14 protein-coding genes are annotated in these 17,786 nt (G+C 42.5%); 9 read left to right on the forward strand and 5 right to left on the reverse strand.

Annotated features, from left to right (window positions below; genetic code table 11):
* Positions 1-158 precede the first annotated feature (158 nt).
* The 3 genes from PH235_RS03820 to PH235_RS03830 form a co-directional block, all read right to left on the reverse strand.
* A complete protein-coding gene (locus tag PH235_RS03820) occupies positions 159-1,295 on the reverse strand; it encodes a hypothetical protein (RefSeq protein WP_272161096.1) in 1,137 nt (378 codons plus the stop codon).
* Positions 1,292-1,984 (reverse strand): ABC transporter ATP-binding protein, encoded by a 693-nt coding sequence (locus PH235_RS03825; RefSeq protein WP_272161097.1) that lies wholly within the window; start codon positions 1,982-1,984, stop codon positions 1,292-1,294. Before PH235_RS03825 ends, PH235_RS03820 begins: the two co-directional genes overlap by 4 nt.
* Positions 1,985-2,085: 101 nt before the next feature.
* Positions 2,086-2,433 carry a hypothetical protein gene (locus PH235_RS03830; protein WP_272161098.1) on the reverse strand — a complete coding sequence of 116 codons (348 nt, stop codon included), beginning with the start codon at positions 2,431-2,433 and terminating at the stop codon, positions 2,086-2,088.
* A gap of 283 nt (positions 2,434-2,716) precedes the next feature.
* On the opposite strand from PH235_RS03830, the gene PH235_RS03835 reads away from it, so the two are divergent.
* Positions 2,717-3,574: a helix-turn-helix domain-containing protein gene (locus PH235_RS03835; RefSeq protein ID WP_272161099.1), complete on the forward strand. Its 858-nt coding sequence runs from the start codon at positions 2,717-2,719 to the stop codon at positions 3,572-3,574.
* 239 nt (positions 3,575-3,813) lie between these two features.
* Positions 3,814-4,881, forward strand: a complete 1,068-nt coding sequence (gene allD, locus PH235_RS03840; RefSeq protein ID WP_272161100.1) for an ureidoglycolate dehydrogenase — start codon at positions 3,814-3,816, stop codon at positions 4,879-4,881.
* Positions 4,882-5,022: 141 nt separating this feature from the next.
* Here allD and PH235_RS03845 read toward each other — a convergent pair whose 3' ends face one another.
* Positions 5,023-5,631, reverse strand: a complete 609-nt coding sequence (locus PH235_RS03845) for a DUF4230 domain-containing protein (protein WP_272161101.1) — start codon at positions 5,629-5,631, stop codon at positions 5,023-5,025.
* A 236-nt stretch (positions 5,632-5,867) separates the two neighbouring features.
* A complete protein-coding gene (locus tag PH235_RS03850; protein WP_086628931.1) occupies positions 5,868-6,170 on the reverse strand; it encodes an iron-sulfur cluster repair di-iron protein, ric in 303 nt (100 codons plus the stop codon).
* A gap of 378 nt (positions 6,171-6,548) precedes the next feature.
* On the opposite strand from PH235_RS03850, the gene PH235_RS03855 reads away from it, so the two are divergent.
* The 7 genes from PH235_RS03855 to PH235_RS03885 all read left to right on the forward strand — a co-directional run bounded on the left by PH235_RS03855 (position 6,549) and on the right by PH235_RS03885 (position 17,721).
* A complete protein-coding gene (locus PH235_RS03855) occupies positions 6,549-7,559 on the forward strand; it encodes a Wadjet anti-phage system protein JetD domain-containing protein (RefSeq protein ID WP_272161102.1) in 1,011 nt (336 codons plus the stop codon).
* A gap of 4 nt (positions 7,560-7,563) precedes the next feature.
* Positions 7,564-9,195, forward strand: a complete 1,632-nt coding sequence (locus tag PH235_RS03860) for a hypothetical protein (RefSeq protein WP_272161103.1) — start codon at positions 7,564-7,566, stop codon at positions 9,193-9,195.
* Entirely contained in the window at positions 9,185-9,898 is a 714-nt protein-coding gene (locus PH235_RS03865; RefSeq protein ID WP_272161104.1) for a DUF6063 family protein, read from the forward strand. Before PH235_RS03860 ends, PH235_RS03865 begins: the two co-directional genes overlap by 11 nt.
* A complete protein-coding gene (locus tag PH235_RS03870; RefSeq protein WP_272161105.1) occupies positions 9,891-14,285 on the forward strand; it encodes a hypothetical protein in 4,395 nt (1,464 codons plus the stop codon). Before PH235_RS03865 ends, PH235_RS03870 begins: the two co-directional genes overlap by 8 nt.
* 313 nt (positions 14,286-14,598) lie before the next feature.
* Positions 14,599-15,000 (forward strand): hypothetical protein, encoded by a 402-nt coding sequence (locus PH235_RS03875; RefSeq protein ID WP_272161106.1) that lies wholly within the window; start codon positions 14,599-14,601, stop codon positions 14,998-15,000.
* An 89-nt stretch (positions 15,001-15,089) separates the two neighbouring features.
* Positions 15,090-15,233: a lmo0937 family membrane protein gene (locus PH235_RS03880; protein ID WP_140185548.1), complete on the forward strand. Its 144-nt coding sequence runs from the start codon at positions 15,090-15,092 to the stop codon at positions 15,231-15,233.
* A gap of 721 nt (positions 15,234-15,954) precedes the next feature.
* A complete protein-coding gene (locus tag PH235_RS03885) occupies positions 15,955-17,721 on the forward strand; it encodes an ammonium transporter (protein ID WP_272161107.1) in 1,767 nt (588 codons plus the stop codon).
* Positions 17,722-17,786 lie beyond the last annotated feature (65 nt).

Below are 17,786 nucleotides of genomic sequence, written 5' to 3' on the forward strand. Positions count from 1 at the left end.
TCCGATTTGGGGTGTTTTCGTGGAATCTTTAGATTTTTCAATCAGATCCAATAGGCAAGTTTTTTATCAGTCCAATATTTTTGTTCCGTATTGTTAACGTTTTTACTATTAACGAACTGATTAGTTTAAACTAAAATGACTTTTCCGCTCTTTTTCGATCAAAATTTTTTGCGCCTTATTACAATACCAAACGATAAGCTGAAGAATATGGTTGCGTAAATGAGGAGGCATAGTACACCGTTCTGAAAGTTTAAGAAAGGATTGATTATCGGACTATTGTAATCGCTGAAGATCAGCACTTTATAGGGATCTGCATACGAGAATGGGAGCAGGTGAACGACATTTTTTAAAGAATCACTCTGCAGCAAAGGAGACTCAACCAGCAGAATGGATGACAATAGGATACCTGCATTAATGAGCAAACTCCCCGTGAATAGGGAGATAAAGAAGCTAAGGGACGACAGGAAAAGTATAAACAATAAGAATAACAGCAAGGATCTGCTGTTGAATGCGGTTACTGTCATTAAAGAGACGTCGACGCCATTTTGGGAATAAGCAATGGGGTAGCGGAAATCTCCTATCCCGTTCTGAAAAGCACTGATCGAAAAGGCAATGATCAGTGGGATTATCAACGATAATGTGACGAATGCAGTGGCTGTTGAAACTTTTGCGAGGAAACTACTCCCTAATCTGTTGGGGACAAGATTAAAGAAATTGATGTGATTTTTTCTTTTCTCAAATGAATAGATATTTGCGAACAAAAGCGCGCAAAATGAGAAAATCAAAGAACTGGAAACAGTGCCGCTAAAAATCCGTGCGACGTAATTTAATGCGGGAGCAGAAGCTTGAAAGCTGTCATCTACTTTGTTTATATCGTTTTTCACTAGATTTTCAAGAATGAGGACTGCCTTCTGTTGCTCAATGATAGAGAGTCCGCTTAGGATTCCCGAGTCCATGTTTTGGAGCAACTTTTTTTCGTACTCGTATTCGGCCTTCATTCTTTCTTTATCCGTTCCTGAAATGAGAGCGTCAATGTAAGCTTTCAACAGTTCATTCCGCTCAATGGTATCAGGCAAGATATGCGCTGCAGCAGGCTCTGATTCCATTTGTTTTTGTGCTTGTTCACCGTATTCCAAATTAGCTCGCAAGTATTGTAACTCATTCTCATATCGGTTTTCTTGAGCTGTGGTAAACAAAAAAAGCGGGATGGTGAAAATGAAGGTCAATAAGATGAAGCCGAAATAATTTGCTTTCTCAGAAAAGATTTTTTTGCATTCGAAAAGTATTGTTTTCATGGCAGAATCACGTCCTCCGAAAGATACAGCTCATCATAGCTTTGTTGTATGTCCAGGGTGTTCCCAACTATAATAACCTTTTGCGCATGCAGGAACATGACTTCATCACAAAGTGTATGAACATTTGTCAGATCATGTGAGGAAAAAATAATGGTTTTGCCGTTTTCTTTTAGGGAGCGCAGCAAATTGTTTACTATTCTTAGACTAGTCGGGTCAAGTCCGTTCATTGGTTCATCCAGCAAAAGAATCGGTGCATCACTAATCGCATACATGCCTATAAGAACATGCTGTTTCATACCCAGTGAAAGCTTCCGTATCGGGATATTTTTATAGCTATCCATTTTTAACGTACGAATGATAGCATTGGGATCTACAGCAGAATGCCAAGCGTATTTTGTGAAGTCAAAATGATCTTGAGCGGTCAGATTTGCATATAACTGATCACTGGTTTCCAAAAAGAAAATTTGTTTGAGATATTCTTCGCGTTCGCTGTAAAAATCCAGTCCATTAATTTTTACGTATCCATCAGCAGGCTTTTTTATTCCTGCCAACGTTCGTAGCAATGTTGTTTTCCCCGTTCCATTGGGTGCAACGAGACCGATTATTTTATTTTCAGAGAATTGAGTATTCATTTCTTCCACAATTATTTTTTTCCCGAAGGTAATTTTTAAATTCATGAAATCTATCATTATGAGCCACCTTTATGATGAAAAACCCCACTTAGCTTTGCTGCAGATGAGTTCTTTAAGTGGGGTTAAATTATTTTGAAAGAGGTCTTACTGAACGGTTTTCAATAAGTAATGTACATATCTTCAAAATGATAGGTACTTCTAAACCAACCTTCATCTATACTTAAAATTTTGTATCCATCATAGTAATAGCCGGTTCTGTAGGTAAGTATTTTGTAAGTAACATTATAAAGACCACCCCAAATATCATCGGACAAGTTATGATCCTGAAAGTATCTGTATCTTACTTCGGTGGCATTCGCCAATGGTGAGATTACTGTATCTTTATCAGCTTTTATTATAGAGGAAGGGGTTGAAATTGGAACTTGGGTAGAAGCAGAGACTATTTCTGGAGAGATAAATAAGTAAAGTACCATAAGTGTACAAAATATTCGTAAAGTTATTTTCATTCGAGTGCATCTCCTTATATGTGATTAGGTTATTGTTGTGCTATATGGATAAATTTTTAGCAGCATAGAGTTTCTCAACTCAACTTTCAAGAATGTGCTTGCTGCCTGACAGCGCAAAAAATACGTGTTCACAGTCAGCCTATCACCTCCCAAATAAGAGTTCCGATGCTTTCCAACATTTCACACTCCTCCTACTTCTTATTTATTTACATATTTAGTGTAAACTAGTTATACTGTTAATAGTAAAAATGTTAATAATACGGAACAAAAAGGTGGGGTGTTGATGCAAATCGGAGAAGTACTAGGTGACATTCGGAAGAACAAGAATCTGAAATCGAAAGAAGTTTACAAAGGTATACTGAGCAGGCCTGCCATATCGCGATTTGAAAAAGGTCACAGCGATACGACTGCCGAGAAATTTCTTCAGATCCTTGAGAATTTAAATCTGTCTTTGGAGGAATTCCATTTCCTATATGATGGAAATAAAGCGAATACGGATGCTATGATGATCAGCGCTTATTCAGAAGCCTACTACGCAAAGGATATACCAAGGTTGGCGGCTTTAGAGGAAGCGTCCCGAAATCATTTTGATGAAACTTCCCAAATCAAATATTTGCACCATGCGTGCATCATCCACTTGCTGCAGTGTAACCTAAGCGGTTTACCTTTTCCACATAAAGAGTTTGCGGTCATAAAAGACTACCTTTTCGATTGCGAGACATGGCATTATTATGAGTTGGTTTTGTTCACCAACACCTTGGACTTTTTTCCGGAGGATGCAGTGGATGCTGTGTACGCTAGAGCCAAGGAGAAGATGACTGAGTTCAATCAGATGAAACGGTATAAAAACGAACTGTTCTCCCTCATTTCAAATATCCTGGTTTTGCAGCTGGAGAAAAACAACCCGGAGAAGAGCTTGTTTTATTATGCTGATTTGGAAAAGACTATTTCAACATCGGACAATAGGATGTATGAACATGCCATGTTGCTGTTCTTCAAGGAACTGATCGGCATCATGCAGCACCAGGAGGATGCCCAAAAGCTGACGGACATCACCCGGACATTCAAGCTTCTGGATATGGAGCGCGTGGCAAACCAGTGCGCGGGCTTGCTGGAGATTGTTAGAAATAATAATGCGTGATCTGCATGTGCCTCTCAATCGGAGCATATACAGATCACGCATTTTTTTTATTCGTTCACAACGTTCAATCGCCTGTAGCCAGTTTGTGCACTTCAGCTAAATCTATCCGAATTTTCTTATGATAATGTAATCTTATAAAATGGTAGCGCTTTATGACTAGGAGAGGTCAGTCTGTTTGGTGACTTCCAACATGCATTCAGTCTAGTTATCATTATTGAAAGGCGAAGGAGGAATCATTTATGTCGGAAGAAAACTTGATCAAAGTGACTCCGGATGAGTTGCATGCATTGATCAAAAACAAACTTCAAGGAGCGGGTTTGCCGGAAGTCCAAGCTGCCGAAACCGCGAACCATTTGGTGTATGCGGACTTATGCGGTGTGCATTCGCACGGCGCCGTCCGGGTGGAGTATTATTCGGAACGCATCCATAAAGGCGGTATCACTTTGGAGCCTGAAATCAGATTCGAAAAAACCGGGGAAAGCTCCGGCGTTTTCCATGGGGACAATGCGCAAGGACAGTACGTGGCGAACTTGGCCCTGGAACCAGCCATCAAAATGGCGAAAGAATCCGGCGTGGCGGTAGTCGGCGTGTCGAGATGCGGCCATACAGGCACCTTGTCCTATTATTTGCGCAAAATCGCCGAAGCAGGCTTGGCCGGCATGGCGATGACGCAGTCCGACCCGATGGCAGTGCCTTTTGGCGGCGCAGAAGTCTACTACGGGACCAACCCGATTGGTTTCGGTGCGCCAAGTGCAACCGATACGCCGCTGATTTTTGATATGGCGACCACTGTACAGGCCTGGGGAAAAATCCTGGATGCCCGCTCAAAAGGCCGTGAAATTCCGGCCGACTGGGCTGTTGACGAAAACGGGCAAGCAACAACCGATCCGCATGCGGTGAGGGGATTGATGCCCATCGCCGGGCCTAAAGGTTATGGCCTGATGATGATGGTCGACATCTTTTCGGGTGTCCTGATGAACTTGCCTTTCGGGAAACACGTCAGTTCCATGTACAATGACCTGCATGCCGGCCGCAACTTGGGTCAACTCTACATTATCCTGGATCCAGCCCGCTTCGGGGATGCCGATACTTTCAGACAGCACATCAGCCAAACTATGGAGGAATTGAACGCCATCAAACCAGCAGAGGGCTTTTCAAGTGTCCGTTACCCCGGTCAAGGATCCAACGAGCGCTATGGGAGAAACAAGTCTCAAGGCGTGGAAATTCCGGAATCGATCATCGATTACTTGAAATCCGATGTGATCCACAACGACAGCTACGAAGGCTTGAGCGCCTTTGCCAACTGATTTTTGAATTAATGGGGAGAAAAACAGGATTTATCATGAAGTTGGGCAAAACATCAGTGACATTTTGGTGCAAAAAGAAATCAGATGAAAGCAACGTTTGACTGTTGCTTTCATCTGATTTTTGCAATATCGAATCTTGAATCATTTAAATTTTATGTCAGCTTTATAGCCATGGGAGTCCAAAACTGAGGTAAAAAATGATTTTGCTTTCTCGTTTGCTTCCTCCAAGAAGCCTTGGCTGATTTTTTCTTCCTCAAGTTGTTTTTTATGTGTGTTGATTTCATCAATAATGATTTGAGTAGGGTAGTCAGAAAAAATAGTTCCTTTAACATCTTCGACAGTCATTTGCTCGGTCTCCACTACATTATCAAGTATTTGGGCTTCTGGAATCGTGACCAATGCGTTCTTGGATGCTTCATCAATGCTTAATTCCATTTTGGACAGATCGGTCCCAGCTTTCAGATACCCAGAATATTCAATTAGCCGGATGGCTTCTGCATATTTGAAATCGGGTAGGTCAAAGAAAGAAAAACTTTTGTCTGTCCGGCTGACGATCACATTACTGTACTCATACTTCAATGTTGTCAGCTCCGACATTTCCACCATTTGCTCCCGCAGTAGAGCCGTTTCGGAGGATTTGTCGATTGAGGTTTCAAATAATGGATTGATGTCAATAAAGAGAGGAATGACTATTGCAGCTATTATGACAGAAATAATCCACAAAACTGGTTGTATTAATTTTTTCTTCATGCAATTCTCCTCGTTTCCAGTATTTTGATAGATAACACACTTGTAATTAAATGTACTTGATAAGTAAAGCATCATTTTCGGATTGATTAACTAACAATATTTTAACATAAACAAGACAGCTTAGGATATGCTCCTAAGCTGTCTTGTTAAATAAATATACGGATATTTAAAACTTTTACTGATTGTATGGGGAAGCAACAAACTATGGTAATGATTCTAGCATTGTTTAGATCGCTTTAGTTTTGGTAAGCTGCATCCACTTCGGCTAACATATTATAAACTGCTTCGTAACTTTCGCAGACATCGTCCGGGACCGTGTAGTCATTTGAAATCGCGCGCAATTGGATGAATTCTGCATTCAAGTCCGGTCTTTCTGTGCCGGCTGCGTTTGCCTTCTCCATGATTGCATCCACAAGCTTATGCACCTCATGGAATTCCGGGTGATTCTTCCCATGGACGCGTGCGACAATCGGCACATATTGCGCCAAGGTTGGAAAGAGGGCTTCCTTCACTTCGTTGAATGTGGAATGATTGGACATCTGAAAACCTTCTTTCTGAGTTTTGATGCTTTTATTATAATGCTGATCCGCCAAAAGATACTTGATCTGTGTCAAGAAAAAGAGTGGGACGGCTTCTTTTGATTAAGTCATTCTGAAGCAGTACAAACCAGTTGTAGAGCTAGAGGCGTGTTTTTGCTGCCACCAGACGATACGGGCCAACAGGCAAAAATGTTGATTTATCAAATTTTAATGCTGCTACTTGTTATTTGTTGATTATGCTAAGGGTATTTCAAGTTTTTCGAGAAAAATTACAGCAAGGTAGGGTATGATAGAATAAGAAACTGACAATATATTGTAATTTAAAAGAGCTATCCATTTTATGAAGGTTTTTCACAACCAATTCCGGGGGATTTCATTATGAAAAAGGACATCAGAATTTTAGGGAAGAAGAAAATAACTTTATCTGAAATAGAAAAGTTTTACGCAATAGAAGATTACAAAAAGTTATACGACACAATCAACGAACTTATTAATGATGGGATAATTGCAGTCGTGAAGAGCAGCAATTCTAACGGCAAAAGACCGGCGTTACGGACTACCTATCGGGTGTTGCCGATTGTTGAAGACAATACTGAGTTGACTAATGAGTTATTGTATACGATGGATCTGAAACTGGACACTAGCTACTATTTAAAAAATATCGCAACATACGAGGCCGATCGAGCTGATGTGCTGAAGCTGAACGCCTATTTTTTGTACCATAGCGACAAATTGAAGTACAGAATATCCATAAACGAGCGCAGTTTTGAAATATGGGGAAGGGAAAAATTTCTCAGCGAAGAAGGCGGTATCAGGATTTTGAGAAATCTCGGGATATCGGAAAATTTCCTGAATTATTATGCCACGGCAATTCCACTTGCTTACTATTCCCGCAGCAAGCAGACGCCTCAGAAGGTACTGGTACTGGAGAATAAGGATACCTTTTACAGTATGCGGAAACATCTTTTAGAGGGGCGCAAAGCTATATTAAAAACAGATATCTCAACATTGGTCTATGGCGGCGGCAAAAACATTTACAAGAGCTTCGGGGACTTTGACATTTGCGTTGAACCGTATGTAGCGGATGCCAACAATACCATCCTGTATTTCGGCGACCTAGATTATGAAGGAATCATCATTTATGAATTGCTGACGAGGGAATTCGCTGGCGAACACACCCTCAAGCCGTTTATTGAGGGCTATACTGCAATGATTGATAAATATTTGAAGATGGACATCCCCTTGCCCAAAACAAAAACCGGGCAGAACCGAAATATTTCGGAACTATTTTTACGGGAATTCAATGAGGAGTACCGGAAAGCGATAATGGACATCTTGGAGAGGGATGAGTATATCCCGCAAGAAATTTTGAATATAGGAGACTTCTGAGCCGATGGAGTATGAATTTCTGAATAATTTTAACGAAAGAATGAAGCGGGTAGGAGCTTACGCCCTGCTGTACAAAAACAGCATGCAGAAGACCACTTGGAAAAAATTTGGGTTCGAGAACTTTGATCAGCAGACTAATATCATCTTTGCGGTTCTTTTATACATCATGGAGCAGTCTCTGAAGGATGAGCCATGTACATTGGACGACATAAGCAGCTTTGTGGATGACCTCAATATGAGCTATCTTAAAAAACCGTTAACCTATGAAAATTGTAAGGAACTGGCTGACTTCATCGTCAACACCGTTCTCTGCGATGATGGGAACGCCATGTATTTCAACGGATATGATTTTTCCGAAAAGGAGTATCAGGCAATCAACATCAGCTTTCTGAATAATGAAATCATTTATCTTGAAGATACCGTACGACGGACAAGCTTCAAGCTATCCAACGATGGATACTCTCTTTTGCTTTCTACTTTGGAGATGGAAGCGAATATGCGGTTGACCATCCATGAATTCATCTTCAAAATGCATCTGGATAAGCAAAGCTACGATAAGGCGGTCGAAGACGTGAAGAACATCTTCAATCTGATCAGGATTCAGCTTCAGAAGATGCAAGAAGCTGTCCTAAAGATTAAGCAGAACGCACTCTCTTATTCAGTGCAGGAATATAAAAATCTGATGAATGAAAACTTGACTTCATTGGAGACGACCAAAAACAAGTTTGACAGCTACAAGAATCACGTCCGCGAAAGGATTGTCGAATTCGAGGAACAGGATATCAACATCAAAAAGCTTGAGAAAGAGGAGCTCGATAATCTGAACTATCTGAAAATAATCGAAATGTACCTTTCGCGTGCTATCGAAGAGCAACAGAAATTGCTGAAGGCCCACTTCGATCTCAAAGATGTTTACGCTAAAGAACTGGAGGACCTTTCACAAATGTCTCTGATAAAAAGGTTCAATATCAGGAAGGATCTTTATGATCTGGTCTTCGAAGATGTTGGGAAACTTGAGGACATCCATTATTTCCTGGCACCACTGTTCAGAAAAAAGATCAGAAAGAAATACAACATCAACAAAGCGATCCAGTACCAAAAGACTATCCGAAAGAAAGAAGCTGAAGATGATGTGGAGATGCTTTCCTTTGATGAGGATGAGTGGGAAGCGGAGCAGATGCGCCTGCGGAAAGAAAAACTCGACAAATACAAGCATTCCTTACAAGTTATGCTGAATTTGGCAAACAAAAGAGGAGAGATTTCCCTGCATGAAATCAGCACCATCGTTTCGGAAGACAGGGAACTGTTGGAAAAGTTGATTCCGACGGTCGAAATATTCCGGGAAATCGTCATCGAATTGCTGAAGAATAAGTCAGTGAACGTTCAGGAGCTCCGGGAGGAAAAGGCGCAATATACGGATGATTTAGCGCCTCAATTCCAATTGAACGAGGCCGTACTCAATATTGTGGAGGAATCGCCGGATCTAGGTGACGTTGCCCATGTTAGGGTAAGCAAGCTATCCGGCAAGGAGAAGGTAAAGTTCCGCGAGTTGTCCAGCAAGGATGGCATGGTCAAAGTCGTGACCTGCTCAGATATTCTGTTTGAGGTGAAAAGGGGGAAGAAACATGGCATATGAGGTGGAAGACATCAAATTCAGCCAAACTATTTTTTATCATCTCCTAAAAAATGGGGAATTGAACGAAAAAGATGATAAGGAGCTGTACAGGGCTTATTCAGAGAACGAGCGCGTGATGAACTTGGTGAAGCAACAAGGGGAAACCGGTGACTGCATCGTCGAAAAATACGGCGGGACGATTTACCTCATTCCCAAAGAAGACAATGATTTTATTGGGTATTCGAAGGGCGAACTGAAAGCAGAAATTTGCAGGAGCAACGCGAACGACAAAGACTATTACCTATCCCAATTCGTTATTTTGACGCTTCTGGTCGAGATGTACGGTTCACAGGGGAGCTCGGCCAAGTCGCGGAACTATCTCAGGGGCGGGGACTTGCTGAACATCCTGTCCATTAGGCTTAAGGAAGGGGCCGAGAAAGACGAAACCGAACAGGACAATGGCGGAATCGCTTTTTCGAACATGCAGGAACGCTTTGAAGCCCTGAAGAGTGGTGACAGGACAAGCCGTTCGAAAACCACAAAGGAAGGTTTTATTTACACCATCCTGAAATTTCTGGAGAACCAGAGTCTGATTGTTTATGTTGAAGCGGATGATATGATTACGACTTCGAAGAAACTGGACCATTTCATGGACTGGAACATACTGAACAAAAACAACTACAACAGAGTCCTCATTGCTTTGGGGGAGGAAGAACATGAGTAAGATAAATGCTGTCAGAATCATCAACTTGAACTACAACAATAACACAATGCGAATCGATGACGAGACTTTTCATTTGAATGGGGAGAGCACGCTTCTTTCGTTGCGCAACGGGGGAGGCAAGACGGTCTTAGTGCAGATGATGCTCGCTCCCTTTGTGACCAAAAGATACCGGAATTTGAAGGACCGTCCGTTCTCGAGTTACTTCACATCCACTATCCCAACCTACATTTTGGTGGAATGGGAATTGGATGGTGCGGCTAATAAGGTCCTTACCGGGATGATGGTCCGAAAAAGGAGTTACGCGTCTGACGATGACTCCAAAGATGACCTGGAAATCGTCAATTTCATCAACGAATACAGCGGGCAAAATACGAATGATATTCACAACATTTCGCTTGTTGAAATGGTTGAAGGAAGAAAAAAGGTCAAGAGCTTCGGAAATACGAAGTCCTTGTTCGAGTCCCTGAAGAAAAACCAGGAATGCAACTTCAATTACTATGATATGACGCAGTACAATCAGTCGAAAAACTACTTCGCCAAACTGAAGGAATACCAGATCAACAATAAAGAATGGGAGTCCATCATACACAAAATCAACCTTAAGGAATCAGGGCTGTCAGAACTTTTCGTTGAATCAAAAAGTGCGGAGGGACTGATTGAAAAATGGTTCCTTAAAACGGTAGAGGACAAGCTAAATGTTGACGAGGACAAAATCAAGAACTTCCAGGAAATAGTGTTCCGTTATGCCAAGCAATACCGGGAAAACAAGGTGAAAATAGATAAAAAGGCATCTATCGAGGAATTTTTTGTGGACGGAGAAAACGTCCGGAGTCACGCCGTCGAACTTCAAACATGCCAAAGGGAGCGTTCGGCGTTCGAAAACAAAATTGCCAACCTAGTGGTAACAATCGAGAAGAAAAAGGCCGAGTTAGATTCACTTAAGGAAAAGCTACAGGAGCAGATTACGAACATCGTAGGCGAAATTGATGACATCCAGTATGAGAAACTTTCCTTGGAGATCTATCGATGCCTAGAAACAAAAGATAAGACAGAAGAGATGATTGCTACGGCCCAGGGTGAGCTTGATGCAAATGGATGGCACCTTCAGGACCGGATACAAATGCACAATATTTTTGAGTGCGCTAAATTATTAGAGGAGTACCGAGATTTTTCCAAAGAAGTTCAGGGACTGGAAAATAAACTGGAAATACTGAAAAGTGAAACAAAAGACATGAGCTCCGAAAGGGACAATTTGGGTTATACCCTCAGCGTGCACTACTGTAATGAGCAAGAGATAGCCTGGAAAAATTCCGCTGAAATTGAGCTGGAATTAGAGAAGTTGAAAAATGTGATTGAGAATTCCGAAGAGAAGACCGATTCGCTGAATGACGAATTGAACCGTGCTGCATCGACATTAGGCGGAATCGATGAAAGCATCAGAGGGTTTGATGCATCCGAAGTCCGGTTCAATAACAGACATCACGTGGGATTCATGAGAAACCTTACCGGCCATTACGACGAGGGGATGCTGACCGAGACTGGGATAGAATACAGCAATAAGCGAGACGCTATTTCTAAGAGTATTACCATATTAAACGACCTTCTGCATAACAAGGACAAAGAAAAGAAGTCCCTGGAACGGGCCGTAACCGAAGCAAGAACGAAGATGGCAACTGATAACGAAAAACTGAAAAATACCATCCATACGCTTCAACAGTTTGAGCAAGAACTATCTGAAAGGAAAGATACCCTGAAATATATCGGTTTTGATGAAGGTAGGATATTCGAAAAAGACAGCATAGTCGACGCATTCGACAAACAGATTGCTGCAATGAGATCAGATCAATCCAAGCTGAATTCAGAGTTGGAGAAGGAAAGGGCGGAACTGAATAAATTGCAGACCGGCAAAATAACGGAATTGCCGGGCGATATTTCAGCAGAATTCGGGAAACGCGATATTCCAGTGATATACGGAATGGAATGGCTGCGGAAGTCCGAAAACGCGAAGGCTGCAGGGGAAAGATTGGTGCGCAACAACCCGTTCATTCCTTATTCCCTCATCATGAACAGACGGGATATCGAAAAGCTGGAGAAGGAACCCATAGAAAGCTTCACCTCGTACCCGATTGTGATCCTGTGCCGGGAGGAACTGGATCATGCCTTCGTATCCGGCGACACGAAATTACTGACAGTGGGCAAAGTCAATTTCCTGATTTCATTCAACAATAAGTTGATTGACAAAGAGGAATTGGAAATTATTATCCGGAAAAAGGAAAAGGAGATTTTTGTCCTAGAGAACAGAATCCGGGATAAGCAAAACGAAATCGACATCCTTGAAGGAAAAAGAAACCAAGTAATCTCTACCAAAGTCGATAAGGAAAGCTATTTTAATGCGGAAGCGGAGAGAAAAACATACGCAGACGGAATTTCCGTTACCGATCAAAAGCTTAGCCATTTGAGCTCTGCTGTTTCGACCATCACTAAAGAATACGATTCAGCGACGGTCGAATTGAGGATAAAGAAGGATACAGTAGACGATTTGCAGAGACGGATTGCAGATTTGGAGGAATTCAAATCAGAATACACCACGTATTGCGACAATCTGCAAAGGCAAAATCAGTTGAAAGATGAAGCGGCCGCCATCCGTGCTCAGCTTGAGGAGCACAGAAATCTGAAAAAAACACTTGAAACAGATAAGGGCAAACAAGAAGCAAGATTAAGGTATTCTCGCGATAAGGAATCGGAAATCGGCAAAAAATTGGAGAACTATCATGCATTCAAAGAAGGTACATTGGTGGAGAAGGACATCGAAGACATCGAATCCCGGTTCGAGAGCCTCTCGACGAAAATTACAGAAGATGTGAAAAGCCTCGAAGAAATGCTTAAAACAGCGAGAAAAAGATTCAGAAAAAAAGAGGCGGACCTTTCGATGAAATTAAGCGAATATCATTTGATTGATAGACAATTCACGGAAGTATTATATGACCCGTATAAAGAGAAGCAGATAGGGAAGGAAATCGAAAGGCTGAGAAGCAAACTGACTGAGATTACTGCTGAAATGAATGAGCATAAAACTAAAAAAGCCGTGATTGAGAATACGATCCAAGGGTACTTCGCCGATTTGAAGAAAAGTCTCGGCAAGGAAGAGCCAAAAGCGCGCAACGAAATCAAGGACTATGATTTTGCCGAAAAAATCTTCATCCTAGAGGACCGGAAGAAGGAAATCGAGCGTGAAACAGGCAATATTGAAGCACAGTTGAAGCGGATAAGCGAAAACCGCACTGCGTTGGTTGAATATGAGGACTTCCCGGTCGTCTCGGAAGTCAAACTAGAAGTGGATTATGAGGAACTGGATCGATACAGGGGAGAAATGCTGCGCGATTACAAGCAGTCCCAGTCCGATGAAAACGAAAAGAGCATACAATTGGGTAGGGAAGTTGAGAGGGTTCTCCGCAAAAAAATATTCAACAGCGATGACTTCTTTAGGATACCTCTGGAGACTCTGAATGATCTTTCAAATGAGCCGAATGCTCTTTTGGAGAATTTGGATATCATTTTGGATTCTTACCGTACCTTGATGGAAAAATTGGCAGCGGACATAGAACTGATTCAGAAAGAAAAGGAAAACGTACTTCAAAACATATTTGCTTACATCCGCGAGGTCCATGAAAACCTCGGTAAGATAGACAAAAATTCATCCATCAACATCAGAGGACGCTCAATCAAAATGCTCCGGATCAATTTACCTGATTGGGAAGAAAATCAGGCATTGTATAAGCAACGACTCAATGATTTGCTCGATACGGTGACGGCAAGAACGTTGGACAGACTGGATCAGAATGAGAATGCCGAAGAGACCATCTCCGCTGCCATCACAACGAAAAACCTATACAACGAGGTGGTGACTATCAGCAGCATTGAAGTCAAACTGTTCAAAATCGAAGAAGATAGGGAACGTCAAATCAGCTGGAATGATGTAGCTAAAAACTCTGGAGGAGAAGGCTTCCTTTCTGCCTTTGTCATCCTGTCCAGTCTTTTGTCCTACATGGGAAAGGATGAAAGGGATATCTTTGCAGAAAGAGTGAACAGTAAGGTGTTGGTGATGGACAATCCGTTTGCACAGACGAATGCGGATCATTTGCTGAAGCCGCTGATGGAGATTGCCAAGAAGAGCAACACACAATTAGTATGCCTATCCGGATTGGGCGGAGACAGTATCTATAACCGATTCGATAACATCTATGTTCTGAACCTGATTTCTTCAAAACTGAAGGGCGGTGTGCAGTTCCTGCATGGCGAGCATCTGAAAGGGGAAGAGGCAGAGGAAGTAATGGAAGCCTCTCACTTCAAAATAACCGAAGAAATCGATCAGATGGATTTGTTCTGAGAAAGAGATAGTACAGAAAAAGAAGGCCACGGATTCATAATCTGGTCTTCTTTTTGATTTCTCAGTCAATAGGGGACATATTGGAGGCATATATCGAGGTATTGCAGCAAGGTGTTATTCATACGCAGAAGTTTAACTTTTGTAGTAAAATGAGGCTATGAATGATAACGCTTCCTTTTTCGGGTGTGAACATGATGTAAAAGACACTGTTGGGCGATGAAAAAATATCCAAGTACAAAGTGGTTCTATCGGGTGTGCCAGTTTCATTGTCACTTTTATTTCTTTGGATGACACAGATAAGGGAGCGTTAAAAATGAGAAGGAACAAAGTATTGATGTACATGCTTGTGCTATTCGGCCTCATTTTGCTGGGAGGCTGTACTGTAACCGTTGAGAGAGAACAAGAAACAGTTGAGGAAGCGTTGGTAGGACATTGGGTAAATACCATGGGATCCCCGGATTATTACTTTACCGAAACTGAACTGATCGAAATGGATGATGAGGGTACGAAAACCGAAATGACCTATGTGGTCGTGGAGTCTAATGAAGAAGAAAGCACGATAACCATCCGGACGACGGATTCTAAGGGCGGAGAAGAGGATAAAAAAATAGAATTCTCTGATGACAGAGAAACAATGGAAGAGACCAGCTACATCTTGGGTGTCGAATCCGGCACAGAAGATTTTACCTATGTCGACAGCAAAACAAAACCGTAGATTGGTTGATAGCAGGCTTTAACAATGTAGAGGTGTAATATATCTCCAAGGAGTAATCTCAAAAAAATAAAAGAAATAGGGTGATTCATATGTTATGGACAATTGCAGCGATCATCTTTGTTTTATGGGCACTTGGATTTTTTACTGCTACTGGTGGAGCATTGATACACGTTCTTTTGGTCATCGCGCTCATTCTGATTATAGTTCAGTTGATCACCGGGAAGAAAGTGTGAGTTCTGCCAAATTTATTTGAGGGAATTGTGGTTATGACGGCATTCTTTCGATGAATAAAGAAATGACTAAAAAAAGAGAATAGAGTCGATAAAACGGAAATCCCATAACGGGCTTTCCGTTTTTGTGTGTTCAGATCATTTGTGATTTAAAAGTGAATAACTCCGAAACCTGACGTCCCTCAGCAGGAATGCTGCCACGCCGAAGTCATTTTTTAGAGAAAAAGCAGAAAAAATGGACAAATCGATAAAGCAGAGGGTTCCTCCAAAGTGTCATCCAATCACGAAATCCTCACTTTTCTGAAATTCCCCATTTTATTGATAGAAGCCATTGGAAAAGCTTATGTTATAGGCTTTTTACCTTTGTTGCTTTGTCGGGCAATGACAAGCAATGTGAGTTTATTCACACAGTTCTCGTATCTTGGCGGAGGGTATGCAATGAAGAGAGAGCACTCATTATGTGCACGATTTGTAGTCGGAATCCCTATTTTTCGGGGCATATAAGCAACGAACCAGCCTATATTTCAGGATGTATCCCTATAGGTGCAAGTTGTATGTTTTTATTTTGGTGGCGTTATCATGCGTTTGCCTATAATGCCAACCACGTGTTACATATAGTCCCATCAGCTGTGAGAATCGAAATGACTATCTTCTTTTTTGACTATATAATTTGCTCCATAGTTAAGAACAAATTAGAAATTTCAAATCAAAGGAGATCAATTAAATGGAAATCAATATGGCGGACACGACTTTCATGTTCCTCGCAACGGTAATGGTCCTGCTGATGACCCCAGCTTTATCTTTATTTTACGGAGGGATGGTCAGGGCAAAAAATGTTCTGAGCACAACCATGCATAGTTATGCAGCTATTGTAGTAGTGGTGATACAATGGATAATTTTAGGTTATTCCTTGTCATTCGGAGGAGACAACGCAATCATCGGCGACTTCTCATTTGCTTTTCTGAATAATGTTGGGTTCTCCCCAGTCGATTATGCTCCGACAATCCCGCATCAGTTATTCATGATGTTTCAATTGGCTTTTGCGATTATTACACCTGCAATCATTTCCGGAAGCGTTGCGGAAAGAATGAAGTTCCCTGCGTACCTTGCCTTCGTATTGCTGTGGACAACCTTGGTCTATGACCCGATTGCGCATTGGGTATGGGGCAACGGTGGTTGGATCCGTGAAATGGGCGCTCTCGATTTCGCAGGCGGAACGGTTATTCACGTCAGCGCCGGCATTTCAGCGCTTGTGGCCGCAATATTTGTCGGTAAAAGAACCAACAAAGACTCTGTCCGACCGCATAACATCCCGATGACGATGATCGGCGCAGGCTTGTTGCTGTTCGGCTGGTTCGGCTTCAATGCAGGCAGCGCGCTCAGCATCAACGGCATTGCAATGAATGCGTTCATCACAACGACTGTATCGGGAGCTGCTGCTGGATTCAGCTGGCTCATGTGCGAATGGGTCCTTCACAAGAGACCGACTGCTTTAGGCTTGGTCAGCGGTATCATCGCCGGACTTGGCTCAATCACGCAAAGCGCTGGTTACGTCAGCCCATTCTCGGCTCTGCTTATCGGTTTCGTCGGCGGGATCCTATGTTTCTTCGCTGTCACTGAACTGAAAAAGAGAATCGGTTATGATGATGCACTAGATGCTTTTGGTTGTCATGGTGTCGGCGGAATTTGGGGCGGAATCTCAGCCGGGATTTTCGCGACATCCACAATCAATCCTGATATCACAGGTGGGTTGGTGGACGGAAACGCGACACTGCTGATCGTAGAACTCATCAGTATCTTGGCGGTTACTGCTTATTCAGCCATCATTTCCTTTGTCATCCTGAAGCTGATCAGCCTCGTTATGCCGGTAAGGGCATCCGAGGAGGAAGAGGAAGATGGATTGGACTATTCCTTGCATGGAGAAACGGCTTACGGTTCGGTCAGCGCTGCAGGCCTTGCTGTTGGTGCGCATGAACCTGTTGCCATTCCGGCCACTCCAGCTATTTCCCCGAAAAAGCAGTTCGGTGCAGAAGTTGTAGCTATGGATGAAGCCGTTGTCGTGGAAAACCACGCGACAGCGATTCCGGGCAACAAGACACATAAGACGAAAAAAATGACCAAAGTGGAAATCTTGATCAATGAAAGCAAATTCGATCATCTGAAAAAAGCCTTGAACGGCATCGGCATCACCGGCATGACGGTCGTGAATGTGTTCGGGTACGGCGTGCAAAAAGGGCACACGACTTATTACCGTGGGGTAGAAACCGATGCGGATCTGCTGCCTAAAGTCCGGGTGGAAGTCGTGATCAGCAACGTGCCTCTCCAACAAGTGATCGAAACTGCCAGAAAAGCTTTGTATACAGGGAATATCGGCGACGGGAAAATCTTCGTGTATGATGTTGAAAATGTCATCCGCGTAAGCACCGGCGAAGAAGGCGCGCAAGCATTGGCGTACAACGGCGATGCAGAGTTACTGCGTGCGACTTCCTGATTGAAGCAAATTCCTAAGGGCTGCGAGATTGAAAGATTTGTCTCAGGCCCATCCAATATAAATGA

The sequence above is a fragment of the Trichococcus sp. K1Tr genome (genome assembly GCF_028309625.1).
Taxonomy (GTDB): Bacteria; Bacillota; Bacilli; order Lactobacillales; family Aerococcaceae; genus Trichococcus.